The following is a 17,777-nucleotide window of genomic DNA, read 5'->3' as shown; positions in this document are numbered from 1 at the left end:
GCCTGTCGGCGCCGCGTCCGCCGCCCCTCGCCGCCCCTGCCGCGGGGCCGGCGCCGGCCGCTGCGGGCGGCGCGGGCCGCGCAGGGGGTAGAATGGCGGACTGTTTCCTCCCCGCTGCGTGCCATGTCCGCCGATCCCAAGACCACCCTGCTCGCCCTGTCCCCGCTCGATGGCCGCTACGCCGGCAAGGTCGACGCGTTGCGGCCGATCTTCTCTGAATTCGGCCTGATCAAGGCCCGCGTCAAGGTCGAGGTGGAATGGCTGCTGGCGCTGGCCGACGAACCGGGCATCGTCGAGCTGGCGCCGTTCTCCGCGGCCGCGGCCGCGCGCCTGCGCCGGCTCGCCGACGAGCTGTCGATCGAGGACGCGGCGCGGGTCAAGGAGATCGAGCGCACCACCAACCACGACGTCAAGGCGGTCGAGTACCTGATCAAGGAGCGGCTGAAGGACGACGCCGAGCATACCTTTCCGGAACTGGGCCCGGCCCTGGAATTCGTCCATTTCGCCTGCACCAGCGAGGACATCAACAACCTCAGCTACGCGCTGATGCTCAATCAGGCCCGCCAGCACGTGCTGCTGCCGCGCCTGGACGAGCTGATCCAGAAGCTGCGCGCGATGGCGCACGAGTACGCCGCGCTGCCGATGCTCTCGCGCACCCACGGCCAGACCGCCTCGCCGAGCACGGTCGGCAAGGAGATCGCCAACGTGGTCGCGCGCCTTCAGCGCCAGGGCGAAACCCTGGCCGGGGCGCAGATGCCGGGCAAGATCAACGGCGCGGTCGGCAACTACAACGCCCACCTCTCGGCCTACCCGGACATCGACTGGCCGGCGTTCTCGCAGCGCTTCGTCGCCTCGCTGGGCCTGGACTGGCAGCCCTACACCACCCAGATCGAACCCCACGACGGCATCGCCGAACTCTGCGACGCCCAGCGTCGCATCGACACCATCTGCATCGATCTGTGCCGCGACGTCTGGGGCTACATCTCGCTGGGTTACTTCAAGCAGGCGGTCAAGGCCGGCGAAGTCGGCAGCTCGACCATGCCGCACAAGGTCAACCCGATCGACTTCGAGAACGCCGAGGGCAACTTCGGCATCGCCAACGCGCTGTTCGAGCATTTCGCCGCCAAGCTGCCGATCAGCCGCTGGCAGCGCGACCTGACCGACTCGACCGTGCTGCGCGCGCTCGGCACCGCCTTCGGCCATGCCCTGATCGGCCTGGACGCCCTGCAGCGCGGCCTGGGCAAGCTCAGCGCCAACCCCGAACGCCTGGCCGCCGACCTGGACGCGTCCTGGGAAGTGCTGGCCGAAGCCGTGCAGACGGTGATGCGCCGCCACGGCTTGCCCAACCCCTACGAACAGCTCAAGGCGCTGACGCGCGGCCAGGGCATCAACGAGGCCTCGATGCGCGAGTTCATCGCTTCGCTGGACCTGCCGGCCGAGGCCAGGCAGCGCCTGCTGGCGATGACCCCGGGCAGCTACACCGGCCTGGCCGAACAATTGGCGCGCGAGATCTGAGCGCAGCCGCCGCTGCCCTGAGGCGATGCGGACGCTTCCGGCAGGAGCGGCGTGAGCCGCGACCGTGGGATTGCGGACGGCGGCGCAGCGAACATGGAGCGGCGCGGTCGCGACTTGCGTCGCTGCTACCCGGAGGCGGCGCGGCCTCGCCTTCTGTAGGAGCGGCGTGAGCCGCGACCGTCGACGAGGGCGGATACCACCTCGGCATCCGAAGCCAACAGCAGCCGGTCGATCCGGCTTCGAGACGGGCCGCTCGCGTTCGTCGCTTCGGCCGTCGCGGCTCACGCCGCTCCTACAAAAGAACAAACCCGGCGGTTTCGCCGCGCGGCGCGATCGAACATACGAGCAGCTCGCGCGGGATCTGAGCGCAGCCGCTGCTAGCGGCCGCCCCGGGGTAGGAGCGGCGCGAGCCGCGACCGTGGGATTGCGGACGGCGGCGCAGCGAACATGGAGCGGCGCGGTCGCGACTTGCGTCGCTGCTACCCGGAGGCGGCGCGGCCTCGCCTTCTGTAGGAGCGGCGTGAGCCGCGACCGTCGACGAGGGCGGATACCACCTCGGCATCCGAAGCCAACAGCAGCCGGTCGATCCGGCTTCGAGACGGGCCGCTCGCGTTCGTCGCTTCGGCCGTCGCGGCTCACGCCGCTCCTACAAAAGAACAAACCCGGCGGTTTCGCCGCGCGGCGCGATCGAACATAGTGGCAAGCCCTTGGCTGCCGTTCGAGATCCGCCGATGCGATTGCGTGCCGGTTTTTCCGCCGCCTCCCTGCTCTGCCTGTTGACCGCCTGCGCCGCGCACGCGCCGGCCAAGCCCGACCCGAGCGCCGGCCCGGCCTTCGCGCCCTGCGCAGCCGATCCGGACTGGAACCAGCCGACCCAGCCGCGCCGCATCCACGGCAACACCTGGTATGTCGGCACCTGCGGCCTCAGCGCGGTGCTGATCATCTCCGCGCAGGGCCACGTGCTGATCGACGGCGCCAGCGAACGCGGCGGCCCGCTGATCGAGGCCAGCATCCGCGCGCTCGGCATCGACCCGCGCCAGGTCCGCTACCTGCTCAACTCGCACGAACACAACGACCATGCCGGCGGCCTGGCCCATCTGCAGCGCGTCACCGGCGCGACCGTGGTCGCGCGCGCGCCGGCGATCGCGGCGCTGCAAAGCGGCAAAGGCGACCGCAGCGATCCGCAGTTCCTCAGCGTATCGCCGTTCGCGCCGGTGCGCGCGGTGCAGCGCATCGGCGACGGCGACACCCTGCGCCTGGGCCCGATCGAACTGACCGCGCACGCCACGCCCGGCCACACCCCCGGCGGCACCAGTTGGAGCTGGCGCGCCTGCGACGAGGCCGGCGACTGCAAGGCGATCGCCTACGCCGACAGCCTCACCCCGCTCACCGACGAGGTCTATAGATATAGCGACGAGGCCGCGCATCCGGGCGTGGTGGCGGCGTTCCGGCGCAGCATCCAGACCGTCGCCGACCTGCCCTGCGACATCCTGGTCACCCCGCATCCGAACGCCAGCAACCTGCTCGCGCGCCTGGACGCGCCGGGCCCGATGCCGCAGGGCACGGCCAGCGACTGCCGGGCCTACGCCGCGTCCGGCAACGGCAAGCTCGAGGAGCGACTGCGCAAGGAAGCCGCCCCGGCGCCCTGAGCGCGAGCCTGCGCGCCGCGCCTGGACCGGCGCGGCGCGCATCGCCACGCCGCCTTAGCGCCGCACTGCGCACACTCGGCCCTCACGCCCGCGGAGCCAACCGATGCAGCAGTTGATCAATATCGATGTGCCCGACCTGGACGCCGCGCTGGCGTTCTACACCCGCGCCTTCGGCCTGCATATCGGCCGCCGCCTCGGCGCGGACGCGATCGAACTGCTCGGCGGCGCCGCGCCGATCTATCTGCTGCGCAAGCCCGAGGGCTCGCCGGCGGCCGGCGACGAGACCCGCCGCTATGCCCGCCATTGGTCGCCGATCCATCTCGACGTGGCGGTGGCCGACCTCGACGCCGCCCTGACCAGCGCCCTGGCCGCCGGCGCGCGCCAGGAAGGCCAAATCCGCAGCGCGAACTGGGGCCGGATCGTCGCCATCGCCGACCCGTTCGGCCATGGCTGGTGCCTGCTGCAATTCCTCGGCCGCGGCTACGACGAAATCTCCGTCTGAAGCTGCTCCGTCTGAAGCTGCTCCGTCTGAAGCGGCTCCGTCTGAAGCTGCGCCGGCTGAAACTGCGCAGCCTGGAGCTGCGCTGGCCGAGCTGCTCCGGCTGAAGGCTCGCCGGCGAGGACGCGCCGGCCGCAGCGGGCGCCTAGGGTCGGCCCTAGCTCGGGTCGCTCCGGATGGCGGACCGGCGCAGGCTGTGGCGAGATTCGGGCAGCCCGTCTCATCCCTCTCGCCGAGGCCGCCATGTCCTTCGTCAGCGATATCGCCGGTACCGTCAGCCGCGTCGTCGAGCGGTCGCTGCAGCGCGAACCGCCGCCGCCCCCGCCGGCACTGAGCGCCGAGCAGATCCAGGCCCGCGCCGATGCGGCGACCTCCGACCCGCAGCAGCGCGAACTGCTGGTGCAGGGCTACACCCAAGCCCAGCAGGATCGCGACGGCGCGCTGTGGCAGCAGACCGAGCAATTGCAGACCCTGTACCACGACCGCGAGGTGCTGACCCTGAGCCGTTCGCTGGGCGCCGACGACAGCGTGCCGGAGGGCTGGCAGCGCGCCAGCGATGCGCAACTGGCGCAGTACGGGCTCAGCGCCGAGCAACTGCATCCGCAAGGCTCGGGCTTCAACGCGGAATTGTTCATTCCCGACCCGGCGGTGTTCGGGCCGGACGCGGCGCCGGTGCTGCAGTTCGAAGGCACCGATTTCGGCGACTTGGAAGACGTCAACGCCGACGTCGCCCAGGCGATCGGCAACGACGAGGCCTATTACAACCAGGCCATCGACATCGCCCAGTCGGTCGCCGAGCACGGCGGCGACGACGTGGTCTTCAGCGGCCACTCGCTCGGCGGCGGCCTGGCCACCGCCGCGGCCCTGGTCACCGGCAACCGCGGTGTGGTCTCCAACCCGGCCGGCGTGCATCCGGCCACGGTCGAGGCCGCGCTGGCCGAGCGCGGCCTGAGCTTCGAGCAGGCCGACGGCAACATCACCACCTACGCGGTCGACGGCGACCTGCTGACCGAGCTGCAGGCGGCCACCTCCGGCCTGTCGGCCGACAACGCCGACGGCTTCGCCGCGATCCTCAACGGCGTCGGCCTGGCGGTGAACCGGTTCCAGGACGAGGTGCGGCTGCCGACCGACGCCACCGCCGAGGGCGTGCTGAACCTGCCCGACGCGGTCGGCCGCCGGGTGACCCTGGACGCCACCGACGAACAGGGCGATCCGCGCCCGGACATCGTCTCGCTGGAAGACACCATCGACGGCATCAACGCCGCCTCCGACCAGTTGCCGATCGGCGAACTGGGCGATGTGGCCGAGACCGTCGGCGACGGCGGCGGCCTGTTCGGCGACATCGTCGGCGGCTTCGGCGACCTGATCGACCAAGGCACCGAATTCATCGACGAACGCCTGCCCGGCCCGGCCGGCGCGATCGTCGGCGCGTTCGGCGACGGCGTGGAGACCCTGGGCGACGGCATCGAATCGCTGGGCGATCTGGTCGAGCAAGGCGGCGACCTCGCCGCCGATGCGACCGACGCGATCGAGACCGGCGTCGCCACCGCGCTCGAGGCCGGGCTGGAGCCGGACACGATCCCGAGCGTGCTGGAAATGGTCGACCGGCACAGTTTCGGCGTATTCGACGATTCCATGGCCAGCCACATCGGCGAGCAGGAGGCGGCGCTGCGCGAACGGCTGGGGTAGTGGCCGCCGCGGGCCCGCCTGCACCGCGCCTTGCCGCGTTCGCGCCGATACTGCAGGAATGTACTGCCAGCACGCCGTCCGTCCCGCTTCGTCCGCTGCGCGCATCCGCTGGCTATGGCCGGCGCTATGGCTGGGCCTGAGCGCCTGCGCCGAGCGGGTCCCCGCCGCCCTCCCTCATTCCGCCGCCGAGCCCACCGCGATGATCGCAACCCCGCACCTGGAGCAGCATTTCAGCGGTCCCGAACTGGCCCTGGCCGAGGCCGCCGCGGCCGGGCGCGGCGACGAGGTGCGGCGCCTGGTGAGCGAGGAGCGCGCCGACCCCAATGCGGTCTCGCCCGGCGGCCTGCCCTTGCTGGCCTGGCCGATCCTGCACGGCAACGCCGAGGGTGCCGCCGCCCTGCTCGACGCCGGCGCCGACCCCAACCGCGCCGTGCCCGCGCTCGGCACGGTCATGGTCTGGGCGGCCAAGGCCGAACGCCCCGAGTTGCTGCGCGCCCTGCTCGACCACGGCGGCGACGCCGACGCGCAGGACCTGGACCGGCAGCCGCTGATCCGGGTCGCCGCCCTGGCCGGACGCTGGGACAACGTGCGCCTGTTGATCGAGCGCGGCGCCGACATCGACGCGCCCGCCCACGGCCGCCCCGGCGACACCGTGCTGGCCTACTACTCGCGCGGCCAGTTCGACAAGGCGCACTGGCTGCTGGAACGCGGCGCCGATCCGGGCCACCGCCTCGACGCGGCCGCCGACCCGGAGCGCATCGGCGCCCAGCCGGTGGTCGAGAACGTCTACTGGTGGCCGGTCGACGCCGGCAAGTTCCCGCAACTGGCGCAGTGGCAGCAGCGCTGCCAGGCCCTGCTCGCCGCGCGCGGGCTGCACCTGCCGCGCGAGCCGGCGCATCTTGCCCGGCTGCGCGCCGCCCAGGGCGGCGCCGGCGCCGCGCCCGCGCGCGACCTCGGCGAGGAGATCGAGCGCCGCGAACGCGAGCTGGGCCACGCCCTGCCGCAACGCTGAGGCCCCGACCCGGGTAACGGTCGCGACGGCGGCATTGGCGTAGACTTCGCGCCCATGCGACCGCTCCCCCTCGAAATAGACGCCGCGCGACGCCCGCCGCTGGGCATGTCCGCCGCGGTTTTCCTGCGCGATTACTGGCAAAAACGCCCGCTGCTGATCCGCAACGCCTTCCCCGGCTACCGCTCGCCGATCCAGCCCGAAGACCTGGCCGGCCTGGCCTGCGAAGACGGCGTGCTGGCGCGGCTGATCCAGCACGATCGCGCCAGCGATCGCTACTCGCTGCGCCACGGCCCGTTCGACGAAGCCGAGTTTCCCGGCCTGCCGACCCAGGACTGGACCTTGCTGGTGCAGGACGTCGACAAATGGGACGCCGACGTCGCCGCGCTGTTGCCGGCGTTCGATTTCCTGCCGCGCTGGCGGATCGACGACATCATGGTCTCCTTCGCCGCGCCGGGCGGCTCGGTCGGCGCCCACACCGACCAGTACGACGTGTTCCTGCTCCAGGCCCAGGGCCACCGGCGCTGGCAGATCGACGCCCGCCCCGGCGCGCCTCAGGATTTCCGTCCCGACGCCGAACTCAAGCTGCTGCGCGAATTCGAGCCCAGCCACGACTGGGTGCTCGGTCCCGGCGACATGCTCTACTTGCCGCCCGGCGTGCCCCACCACGGCGTCGCCGAAGACGCCTGCCTGACCTTCTCGGTCGGCATGCGCGCGCCGTCCGCGGCCGAGCTGATGGGCGACTACATCGACACCCTCGCCGCCGAGGCCGACGAAAGCCTGCGCTACGCCGATCCGGACCTGGCGCCGCCGCGCGACCCCAACGAGATCGACGCCACCGCGATGGGCCGGGTGGTGGAAGCGTTGAACGTGCTGCGGATGAACGATCCCGACCGCCTCGGCGACTGGTTCGGCCGCTTCATCACTGTCTACCGCGCCGCCGGCGAGGTCTCCGCGGGCGGCGCGCCGGTGCGCTCGCGGATCGAGATCGAATGGGACCTGGAGCGCGGCGCCGGCCTATGGCGCCACCCCTGGTCGCGGATGGCCTGGCGCCGCGCTCACCGCCGCGGCGCCGCCGCGCGGCTGTACGTCAGCGGCCAGGAATTCGCCCTGCCCGCGCGCGACGCCCAGGCCCTGGCCGGCGCGGCCGAACTCGACGCCGCGGCCTACTCGGCCTTGTCCGAGGCCGGGCGCGAGTGCGTGCTGGCGCTGATCGCCGGCGGCCATTACCGGCTCGGCGCGGACGAAGACCAAGACGAAGATCGAGACCGGGCCGACGCCGGCCCGGACGGGGACGGAGAAGAGCGATGAGCGCCGGGTTCCGGGTGGTCGAGGTCGAGGACTACGCCGCCGCCCTGCCGGCCCTGCGCGCGGTGCGCGAGACGGTGTTCGTGCAGGAGCAGCAGGTCCCGGCCGAACTGGAACACGACCTCGCCGGCGACCCGCAATGCCGGCACGTGCTGGCCCTGGACGCGCAGGACCGCCCGATCGGCACCGGCCGGCTGACCCCGGACGGGCGCATCGGCCGGCTCGCGGTGCTGGCCGCCTGGCGCGGCCGCGGCGTCGGCGAGGCCCTGCTGCAGGCCCTGGTCGCCCAGGCCGCGGCGCTGGGCTGGCGCCGGCTGAACCTGCACGCGCAGGCGCCGACGATCGGCTTCTACGCCCGCCAGGGCTTCCTGCCGCACGGCCCGCGCTTCTTCGAAGCCGGGATCGAACACCAGGACATGCAGCGCCAGCTCGACGGCCCCAACCCGGTCGAGGACGCCGAGTCCGCCCTGGCGGCGCTGCTCGGCGCCGCCGCCGGCGCCCGCCGCGAGCTGTGGATCTACAGCCGCGAGCTCGACCCCGGCCTGCTCGACCGCCCCGAAGCCCTGGCCGCGCTGCGCCGGCTGGCCACCGCCGGCGGCCGCAGCCGGATCCTGCTGCAGGACCCGCAGGCGCCGCAGCGCGCCCTGGCGCCGTTGCTGGGCTTGGCCCAGCGCCTGCCCAGCGGCTTCGAATTCCGCGCGATCGAGGAGCCGGTCGACCTGGACTACGCCTCGGCCTACCTGGTCAACGATCGCGACGGCTGGTATTTCCGCCCGCTCGGCCACCGCTACGACGGCGAAGCCCGGATCGACGGCGGCGCCCGCGCCCGCCAGCTGCGCGCGCACTTCCTGCCGGTCTGGGAGCGTGCCCGCCCGTGCAGCGAGTTCCGCGCCCTGGGAATTTGACCGCGCTGGGCCTCGGTCGCGAATCTGAGGCCCGGCTAAACCGGGCCAGCGGCCCGCGCCGCCGCGCCGCCCCGGCTTGAAAGCCGGCGCCGGCCCCCAAACTCCAGCGCATTGCCGGAACGGGCCGTATCCCGCGCAGGGCCCGATATCGGCCCGAAACGGCCGCCTAGACGTAAGTAGTTATGCCGCTGGCCTTAACACTACCGTTATACTTCCGATTCTTATGAGCGCCGACTGCCGCCCGCGCGCGCGCGACGGCGCTTCCGAACCTCCCCCTGAGTTTCCCGATGCCATCGTGGACAGTCTCCTGAAGCAGTTTTCGCAGTCCTCGCAACTCGGCGCCAACGCCGCCTTCATCGAAGACCTGTACGAGCAGTACCTGGTCGATCCCGACAGCGTCGGGCCCAAATGGAAAGCCTATTTCGACGGCTTCAAGGGCCGAGAAGCCGGCGACGTCCCCCATTCGGCGGCGATCGAGAGCATCGCCGCGGCCGGCCGCGCCGCCTCGCGCGGCGTGGTCACCGCCGCGGCCGGCGGCGGCAGCGACGAGCGCGAGCGCGCGGTCGGCAAGGTCATCACCGCCTACCGCTCGCGCGGCCACCTGGCGGCCAACATCGACCCGCTGGGCCTGCTGCAGAAGCCCGACGCGCCGGACCTGGCGCTGGGCTTCCACCGCCTGTCCGAAAGCGACACCGGCAGCGAGTTCTCCACCGGCGGCGTCGCCGGCAAGGAACGGATGAAGCTCGGCGACCTGCTCGCCCTGCTCAAGGCGACCTACACCGGCCCGATCGGCGCCGAGTTCATGCACATCGCCGACGCCGAGCAGCGCCGCTGGATGTACGAGCGCCTGGAAGGCGCCGGCGGCAAGTTCGGCCGCAACGCCGAGGACAAGAAGCGCATCCTGGAGCGGCTGACCGCGGCCGACGGCCTGGAGCGCTACCTGGGCACCAAGTACGTCGGCCAGAAGCGCTTCTCGCTGGAAGGCGGCGACGCGCTGATCCCGCTGATGGACGTGACCATCCGCCGCGCCGGCGAACAGGGCGTGCAGGACGTGGTCATCGGCATGGCCCACCGCGGCCGCCTCAACGTCCTGGTCAACACCCTCGGCAAGCCGCCGCGCAAGCTGTTCGACGAGTTCGAAGGCAAGTTCGACCACGACGAGCACGCCCATACCGGCGACGTGAAGTACCACATGGGCTTCAGCGCCGACGTCGCCACCCCGGGCGGCCCGGTCCACCTGGCCCTGGCGTTCAACCCCTCGCACCTGGAAATCGTCAACCCGGTGGTCGCCGGCAGCGTGCGTTCGCGCCAGACCCGCCGCGGCGACAAGGGCCGCGCCCAGGTCCTGCCGATCCTGCTCCACGGCGACGCCGCGTTCGCCGGCCAGGGCGTGGGCATGGAACTGTTCCAGATGTCGCAGGCGCGCGGCTTCGCGGTCGGCGGCACGGTCCACGTGGTGATCAACAACCAGGTCGGCTTCACCACCAGCGAACGCCAGGACGCCCGCTCGACCCTGTACTGCACCGACGTGGCCAAGATGGTCGGCGCGCCGATCCTGCACGTGAACTCCGACCACCCCGAAGCGGTGGTGTTCTGCGCCGAGCTGGCGCTGGACTTCCGCCAGCGCTTCGGCAAGGACGTCGTCATCGACCTGGTCTGCTACCGCCGCCACGGCCACAACGAGGCCGACGAACCGGCGGCGACCCAGCCGCTGATGTACCAGGTGATCCGCAAGCACAAGACCCCGCGCGAGCTCTACGCCGAGCAGCTGGTCGCCGAAGGCACGCTCAAGGCCGAGGAGGCTCAGGCCCTGGTCGACCAGTACCGCGACAAGCTCGACGCCGGCGCGGTCACCACCGAGCTGGTCGAGGTCAAGCCCGACGAGTTCACCATCGACTGGTCCAAGTACCTGTCGGGCAAGCTCAGCGACCCGGTCGACACCAAGTTCGAGCGCAGCAAGCTCGACGCCCTGGCGGTCGAGATCAACGCCATCCCGGACAGCGTCAAGCTGCACCCGCGCGTGGCCAAGATCTACGAAGACCGGCGCAAGATGGCCGCCGGCGAACAGGCCGGCGACTGGGGCTTCGCCGAGAACCTGGCCTACGCCACCCTGCTCAGCGAAGGCTACAAGCTGCGCCTGGTCGGCCAGGACAGCGGCCGCGGCACCTTCTTCCACCGCCATGCGATCCTGCACGAGCAGAGCACCGACGAATACGTCATGCCGCTGCGCCGCCTGGTCAAGAACCCGACCGACGTGACCATCATCGACTCGCTGCTGTCCGAGGAAGCGGTGATGGCGTTCGAGTACGGCTACTCGACCGCCGATCCCATGACCCTGGACATCTGGGAAGCGCAGTTCGGCGACTTCGCCAACGGCGCCCAGGTGGTGATCGACCAGTTCCTGTCCTCGGGCGAGGCTAAGTGGGGCCGCCTGTGCGGTCTGGCCCTGTTCCTGCCGCACGGCTACGAAGGCCAGGGCCCCGAGCACAGCTCGGCGCGCCTGGAGCGCTTCCTGCAGCTGTGCGCGCTGGAGAACATGCTGGTCTGCGCGCCGACCACCCCGGCCCAGGCCTACCACATGATCCGCCGGCAGATGCGCATGAGCACGCGCAAGCCGCTGGTGGTGATGACGCCCAAGTCGCTGCTGCGCCACAAGCTGGCGGTGTCGAGCCTGGACGAGTTGGCCAACGGCGAGTTCCAGCACCTGATCCCGGACAACGCGGCCAACGCCAAGAAGGTCAAGCGCGTGGTGCTGTGCTCGGGCAAGGTCTACTACGACCTGTTCGAACAGGCGCAGAAGGACGGCCTGGACGACGTCGCCTTGGTCCGCGTCGAGCAGCTCTACCCGTTCCCGCGCGAAGCCCTCGCCGCCGAGCTCAAGCGCTTCAGCGCCGCCAAGGACGTGGTGTGGTGCCAGGAAGAGCCGCAGAACCAAGGCGCGTGGTACCAGATCCGCCACCACCTCAGCGCCTGCCTGGCGCCGAAGCAGGCCCTGCACTACGCCGGCCGCGCCCGCTCGCCGTCGCCGGCGGCCGGCCATCTGGCCGACCACGTCGCCGAGCAGGCCAAGCTGGTCGCCGACGCGCTGGTCAATTCGCTGCAAGGAGAGTCCAGCGCCGAATAAGGCGCTGGTTCTTCGAGTCGTACCCCTTACGCATACCCACATACAAGCAATCCAGGATGCCTGCCCCATGAGCACCGAGATCAAAGTCCCCGTCCTTCCCGAGTCGGTCTCCGACGCCACGATCGCGACGTGGCACAAGAAGCCGGGCGACGCGGTCAAGCGCGACGAGAACCTGGTCGATCTGGAAACCGACAAGGTCGTGCTCGAAGTGCCCTCGCCGGTCGACGGCGTGCTCAAGGAAATCAAGTTCGCCGAAGGCGCGACCGTGACCAGCCAGCAGTTGATCGCGATCGTCGAAGCCGGCGCCGCCGCCGCTGCGCCGGCCGCGCCGGCCCAGGCCGAAGCCGCCCCGGCCCCGGCCCCGGCCAAGACCGAAGCCGCCAAGCCGGCCGCTCCGGCCGCCGCCTCGGCCAACGACCAGCTGCCGCCGGGCGCGCGCTTCGCCGCCAACGTCCAGGGCGTCGACGCCGCCCAGGTCGAAGGTACCGGCCGCAAGGGCGCGGTGACCAAGGAAGACATCGTCAACTATGCCAAGTCCGGCGGCGTCGGCGCGGCCGCCGGCCTGCGTCCGGAAGAGCGCGTGCCGATGACCCGCATGCGCGCCCGCATCGCCGAGCGCCTGATGCAGTCGAAGAACTCGATCGCCATGCTGACCTCGTTCAACGAAGTCAACCTGGGCAAGGTCATGGCCATGCGCAAGGAGCTGGGCGAGACCTTCGAGAAGGCCAACGGCGTCAAGCTGGGCTTCATGAGCTTCTTCGCCAAGGCCGCGGCGAACGCGCTGCAGCGGCACCCGATCGTCAACGCCTCGGTCGACGGCAACGACGTCATCTACCACGGCTACTCCGACATCTCGATCGCCGTGTCGACCGACAAGGGCCTGGTGACCCCGGTCCTGCGCAACGTCGAGCGGATGGGCTTCGCCGACATCGAGAAGGCCATCGGCGACTACGCCAAGAAGGCCCGCGACGGCAAGCTGGCGCTGGAAGACCTGCAGGGCGGCACCTTCACCATCACCAACGGCGGCACCTTCGGCTCGCTGATGTCGACCCCGATCGTCAACCCGCCGCAGTCGGCCATCCTCGGCATGCACGCGATCAAGGAGCGCGCCATCGTCGAGAACGGCCAGGTCGTCGCCGCGCCGATGATGTACATCGCGCTGTCCTACGACCACCGCATCATCGACGGCAAGGACGCGGTGCTGTTCCTGGTCGACATCAAGAACCAGCTGGAAAACCCGCATCGCATGCTGCTCGGCATGTAATGCCTCGCCGGGACTCGGGACTCGGGACTCGGGCCTCGGCGAAACACCCTATCGGACCTGGACTCGCACGCTCCGCCGTGCGAGTCCCGAGTCCCGAGTCCCGAGTCCCGTTTTCCCAAGGACTCCGCAATGTCTGAACAATTCGACGTAGTCGTCATCGGCGCCGGTCCGGCCGGCTACCACGCCGCCATCCGCGCCGCCCAGCTCGGTCTGAAGACCGCCTGCATCGACGCCGCGCTGGGCAAGGACGGCAAGCCGGCCCTGGGCGGCACCTGCCTGCGCGTGGGCTGCATTCCGTCCAAGGCGCTGCTCGACAGCTCGCGCCAGTTCTGGAACCTGCAGCACCTGTTCGGCGAGCACGGCATCAGCGCCGACAACGCCAAGATCGACGTCGGCACCATGGTCGGTCGCAAGGACAAGATCGTGAAGCAGTTCACCGGCGGCATCGCGATGCTGTTCAAGGCGAACAAGGTCACCCCGTACTACGGCTTCGGCACCCTGCATCCGGGCAACGTGGTCAAGGTCAAGCAGCACGACGGTTCCGAGGTCGAGCTCAAGGGCGCCAACGTCATCCTCGCCGCGGGCTCGGACTCGATCGAGTTGCCGTTCGCCAAGTTCGACGGCGACAAGATCGTCGACAACGTCGGCGCGCTGGACTTCACCGCGGTGCCCAAGCGCCTGGGCGTGATCGGCGCCGGCGTGATCGGCCTGGAACTGGGCAGCGTGTGGAAGCGCCTGGGCGCCGAAGTCACCATCCTGGAAGCCCTGCCCGACTTCCTCGCCGTCGCCGACGCCGAGGTCGCCAAGACCGCGGCCAAGGAATTCAAGAAGCAGGGCCTGGAGATCAAGCTCGGCGCCAAGGTTTCCAAGGCCGAGGTCAAGGGCGATGAAGTCCACCTGACCTACAACGACGGCAAGGCCGACCAGCAACTGGTCGTGGACAAGCTGCTGGTGGCCGTCGGCCGCCGCGCCGCGTCCAAGGGCCTGCTCGCCGACGGCACCGGCGTGAAGCTCAACGAGCGCGGCCAGATCGAAGTCGACGAGCACTGCCACACCGGCGTCGACGGCGTCTGGGCGATCGGCGACTGCGTGCGCGGCCCGATGCTGGCGCACAAGGGCTTCGAGGAAGGCATCGCGGTGGCCGAGCTGATCGCCGGCCTGCCGGGCCACGTCAACTTCGACACCATTCCGTGGGTGATCTACACCGAGCCGGAAATCGCCTGGGTCGGCCGCACCGAGCAGCAGCTCAAGGCCGACGGCGTGCCGTACAAGACCGGCAGCTTCCCGTTCGCGGCGATCGGCCGCGCGGTGGCCATGGGCGAGCCGGCCGGCTTCGTCAAGGTCATCGCCCATGCCGAAACCGACCGCGTGCTCGGCCTGCACCTGGTCGGCGTCGGCGTCTCCGAACTGGTCCACGAAGGCGTGCTGACCATGGAGTTCAAGGGCTCCGCCGACGACCTCGCCCGCATCTGCCACGCCCACCCGACCCTGTCGGAAGCGATCCACGACGCGGCGATGGCGGTAGACAAGCGCGCGATCCACAAGGCGAATTGAGGGCTGCGGGACTCGGGACTCGGGACTCGGGACTCGGGACTCGGGACTCGGGACTCGGGTAAGCAGTATTTGCTCCCCAGCCTAGAACGCAAGACGCCAGGCTCGCCTGGCGTTTTGTTTTTTACGCCCAAGATCTTCCGCTTCCCGCTTCCCGCTTTTCGAGTCCCGAGTCCCGAGTCCCGAGTCCCCAACCCCGAACCCCGAGTCCGCCCCCCGCCTCACCGAACTCAAGAGTCAGAACATGAAAACGATCTGCGTCTACTGCGGCTCCAACTCCGGCTCCAAGCCGATCTACACCGAACGGGCGATGGCGCTGGGCCACCGCCTGGCCCAGGACGGCATCGCCCTGGCCTACGGCGGCGGCAACGTCGGCCTGATGGGCGTGGTCGCCGATGCCGTGCTCGAAGGCGGCGGCCAGGTGATCGGGGTGATCCCGCAGCAACTGGTCAACTGGGAAGTGGCCCATCGCGGCCTGAGCCAGTTGGAGATCGTCGGCTCGATGCACGAGCGCAAGCAGCGCATGTTCGACCTCGCCGACGGCTTCGTCGCCCTGCCCGGCGGCTTCGGCACCCTCGACGAGATGTTCGAGATGCTGACCTGGCGCCAGCTCGGCATCGGCAACAAGCCCTGCGCCTTCCTCGACATCGACGGCTTCTATACGCCGCTGATGGGCATGCTCGACCGCATGGTCGCCGAGCGCTTCCTGCATCCGGAACAGCGCCAGGACCTGTGGCACGGCGACGACATCGAGGCCATGCTGGACTGGATGCGCGGCTACCAGCCGGCGTCCTCGAGCAAGTGGATGGACGAGAAGCGCCGCAACGCGCTGCGCTAAGCTGCAGCGTCCGCCCCGGCCGGAACCGCGCGGACCCGCCGCGCGAACCGGCCCGGGCCCATTCGGATACAGGAGTGCCCGACCATGCGCGCGATCGCAGCGCCGCTCGCCTTGACCCTGTCCCTGCTGTGCGCCTGCCAACCGGCATCGCGCGGCGGCGCCAGCGCGGTGGAGGACACCGTCGTCGAGGTCGAACGCAACGGTGGCGGCGACGGCAGTCCGGTCTATCGACTGCGCATCGACGGCAACGGCATCGCCCTGTTCGGCGCGCGCGATTTCACCGGTCGCCATCGGCTGCGCCAGTCGACCGGCGAAGTCGCGGCCGTGCACCAACTCGACGAGGCCCAGCATGCCGCCCTGGTCGGGCTGCTGCACTCGCAGGCCTACGCCGCCTTGGCGCCCCGCTACGAGGCCGCCGTCTCCGACGGGCCCAGGACCACGATCGCGGTGTCCACGCCCGCCGGCGTGCGCCGCGTGACCCGCTACGCCGTCGCCTGCCTGCGCGACAGCCGCGAACCGCATGCCTTGCCCGCCACGACCGTCCATGCCGGCTCGCGCTTCGTGCCGGACGTGTTCTGCGAGGCCGTCGACCTGATCGAGAACGCCAGTTGCGCCGGCTACTGGTCGGCGCAGACCCGGCCGCCCGCCGATCGCGACGATCCGCGCCTGTCGCCGCCGCAACGCTGCCGCCTGCCGGCCCAGCGCGGCACCGGCGCGGCGCCGATTCTCTGATCCGCAGGCTGTTCGATCCGCATAGCGCCGGGCCGGCCTGCCGTTGCGCCGCTGCGCCGGCCCTCGCGCACGACGGCGAGGCTTTGCCGGCCCGGGCGGGACCGAACGGGTGCGCGCGCTCCTCGACGCCCGCCCCGATCGCGCCGGCGCGGTCGGCTATCATCGCGCTTCTCTCTCGCCCGCGGCCGCCGCGCCGCGCGCCATCGGACGGACCGACGCCATGCCCCTGCCCGCCTCGTTCAACGCCTTCCGCATCCATAACGACGCCGCCGGCTATCGCGGCGGCATCGAAGCGGTCGGCATCGACGACCTCGCGCCCGGCGAGGTGGTGATCAAGGCCGCCTATTCCTCGATCAACTACAAGGACGCCCTGGCCGGCACCGGCGAAGGCAAGATCCTGCGCCGCTTTCCGCTGGTCGGCGGAATCGACGTCGCCGGCCACGTGGTCGCCTCGACCGATCCGCGCTTCAAGGAAGGCGATGCGGTGCTGACCACCGGCTGCGGCCTCAGCGAGACCCGCGACGGCGGCTACAGCGAGTACGCGCGGCTGGAAGCGCAGTGGACGATCGCGCTGCCGCCCGGGTTGAGCCTGCGCGAGAGCATGATCCTCGGCACCGCCGGCTTCACCGCCGCGCTGGCCCTGCACCGCATGCTCGACAACCGCCAGACCCCGGAACTGGGCCCGCTGGCGGTGACCGGCGCCAGCGGCGGGGTCGGTTCGCTGGCGCTGGACATCTTCAGCCGCGCCGGCTTCGAGGTGCATGCGATCAGCGGCAAGGCCGATCAAGCCGACTACCTCAAGAGCATCGGCGCCAGCCAGGTGCTCGGCCGCGACGCCCTGCAGACCGCGCGGCCGATGGAATCGGCGCGCTTCGGCGGCGGCCTGGACAACGTCGGCGGGCCGATGCTGGCCAGCCTGCTGGCGCAGACCGCGCCCTACGGCAACGTCGCCACCGCCGGGCTGGCCGCCAGCCACGAGTTGGCGACCACGGTGATGCCCTTCATCATCCGCGGCGTGTCCCTGCTCGGGGTGGCCTCGGCCGGCACCGCGCGCGAGATCCGCGACGAGATCTGGCAGCGCCTGGGCAGCGACTGGAAGCCGCGCCACCTGGAACGGATCCGCACCCGCGAAGTGCCCTTGAGCGGGCTGGCGGAGGTCTTCTCCGGCATGCTTTCGGGCGGTTCGCTGGGCCGGACCCTCGTCGTGATCTAGTTGGCATTGCAGCGGCGCGGCGCGTCGCTACAATCGGCCGCAGATATTTGGGGGAATCACATGGCGCGCATTCTGATCGTCGACGACTCGCCGTCCCAGTTGATGGGCATCCGTCGCATCGTCGAAAAACTGGGGCACGAGGCCTTGACCGCGGAAGACGGCGCCGCCGGCGTCGAAGCGGCCAAGCGCGAGCTGCCCGACCTGATACTGATGGACGTGGTGATGCCCAACCTCAACGGGTTCCAGGCCACGCGTTCGATCTGCCGCGAGCCGACCACCAAGCACATCCCGATCGTGCTGGTCACCACCAAGGACCAGGACACCGACCGCGTCTGGGGCATGCGCCAGGGCGCCAAGGCCTATATCACCAAGCCGTTCAGCGAGACCGACCTGTCCGAGATCATCGGCCAGTTGCTGCCCTCGGCGGCCTGAACGGGCGTCGCGCCGCGCGCGACCGCAAACGAAAAATCCCGGCTCAGGC

Annotated in this window: 14 protein-coding genes; all 14 read left to right on the top strand. The window is 70.7% G+C overall.

The features are described 5' to 3' along the window. Window positions 1-123: 123 nt before the first annotated feature. The 14 genes from purB (at window position 124) to AC3A57_RS09630 (ending at window position 17,728) form a co-directional block, all read left to right on the top strand. Window positions 124-1,515 (top strand): adenylosuccinate lyase, encoded by a 1,392-nt coding sequence (purB, locus tag AC3A57_RS09695; RefSeq protein ID WP_487578720.1) that lies wholly within the window; start codon window positions 124-126, stop codon window positions 1,513-1,515. Between the two features lie 731 nt (window positions 1,516-2,246). Further along, complete coding sequence (bla, locus tag AC3A57_RS09690; RefSeq protein WP_487578719.1) at window positions 2,247-3,164, top strand: subclass B3 metallo-beta-lactamase; 918 nt, start codon at window positions 2,247-2,249, stop codon at window positions 3,162-3,164. 103 nt (window positions 3,165-3,267) lie between these two features. Continuing rightward, the gene (locus AC3A57_RS09685) at window positions 3,268-3,666 is read left to right on the top strand and encodes a VOC family protein (RefSeq protein WP_487578718.1); all 399 of its coding nucleotides are present in this window, start codon (window positions 3,268-3,270) and stop codon (window positions 3,664-3,666) included. Window positions 3,667-3,906: 240 nt separating this feature from the next. Then, on the top strand, window positions 3,907-5,352 hold the full coding sequence (locus AC3A57_RS09680) for a Tle-like phospholipase domain-containing protein (protein WP_487578717.1): 1,446 nt from the start codon (window positions 3,907-3,909) through the stop codon (window positions 5,350-5,352). Between the two features lie 199 nt (window positions 5,353-5,551). Next, window positions 5,552-6,364 carry an ankyrin repeat domain-containing protein gene (locus tag AC3A57_RS09675; protein WP_487578716.1) on the top strand — a complete coding sequence of 271 codons (813 nt, stop codon included), beginning with the start codon at window positions 5,552-5,554 and terminating at the stop codon, window positions 6,362-6,364. Between the two features lie 105 nt (window positions 6,365-6,469). After that, window positions 6,470-7,672 (top strand): JmjC domain-containing protein, encoded by a 1,203-nt coding sequence (locus AC3A57_RS09670; protein WP_487578715.1) that lies wholly within the window; start codon window positions 6,470-6,472, stop codon window positions 7,670-7,672. Continuing rightward, entirely contained in the window at window positions 7,669-8,574 is a 906-nt protein-coding gene (locus tag AC3A57_RS09665) for a GNAT family N-acetyltransferase (RefSeq protein WP_487578714.1), read from the top strand. The genes AC3A57_RS09670 and AC3A57_RS09665 overlap by 4 nt, the downstream gene beginning before the upstream one ends. Window positions 8,575-8,869: 295 nt before the next feature. Next, window positions 8,870-11,698, top strand: coding sequence for a 2-oxoglutarate dehydrogenase E1 component (locus AC3A57_RS09660; RefSeq protein WP_487578713.1), 2,829 nt, complete (start codon window positions 8,870-8,872; stop codon window positions 11,696-11,698). A 67-nt stretch (window positions 11,699-11,765) separates the two neighbouring features. Next, window positions 11,766-12,962: a dihydrolipoyllysine-residue succinyltransferase gene (gene sucB / locus AC3A57_RS09655; protein ID WP_487578712.1), complete on the top strand. Its 1,197-nt coding sequence runs from the start codon at window positions 11,766-11,768 to the stop codon at window positions 12,960-12,962. A 129-nt stretch (window positions 12,963-13,091) separates the two neighbouring features. Then, window positions 13,092-14,516, top strand: a complete 1,425-nt coding sequence (gene lpdA, locus AC3A57_RS09650) for a dihydrolipoyl dehydrogenase (protein WP_487578711.1) — start codon at window positions 13,092-13,094, stop codon at window positions 14,514-14,516. A 241-nt stretch (window positions 14,517-14,757) separates the two neighbouring features. Beyond that, a complete protein-coding gene (locus AC3A57_RS09645; protein ID WP_487578710.1) occupies window positions 14,758-15,351 on the top strand; it encodes an LOG family protein in 594 nt (197 codons plus the stop codon). Between the two features lie 84 nt (window positions 15,352-15,435). Then, window positions 15,436-16,083 (top strand): DUF6438 domain-containing protein, encoded by a 648-nt coding sequence (locus tag AC3A57_RS09640; protein WP_487578709.1) that lies wholly within the window; start codon window positions 15,436-15,438, stop codon window positions 16,081-16,083. A 220-nt stretch (window positions 16,084-16,303) separates the two neighbouring features. Continuing rightward, on the top strand, window positions 16,304-17,296 hold the full coding sequence (locus AC3A57_RS09635) for a YhdH/YhfP family quinone oxidoreductase (RefSeq protein WP_487578708.1): 993 nt from the start codon (window positions 16,304-16,306) through the stop codon (window positions 17,294-17,296). 60 nt (window positions 17,297-17,356) lie between these two features. Then, the gene (locus AC3A57_RS09630; protein WP_064747881.1) at window positions 17,357-17,728 is read left to right on the top strand and encodes a response regulator; all 372 of its coding nucleotides are present in this window, start codon (window positions 17,357-17,359) and stop codon (window positions 17,726-17,728) included. Window positions 17,729-17,777: the final 49 nt, after the last annotated feature.

The sequence above is a fragment of the Lysobacter sp. Soil_C_15 genome (assembly GCF_057657315.1).
Note: the sequence above shows the minus strand (reverse complement) of the source record. Positions and strands in the feature narration are given on the sequence as shown.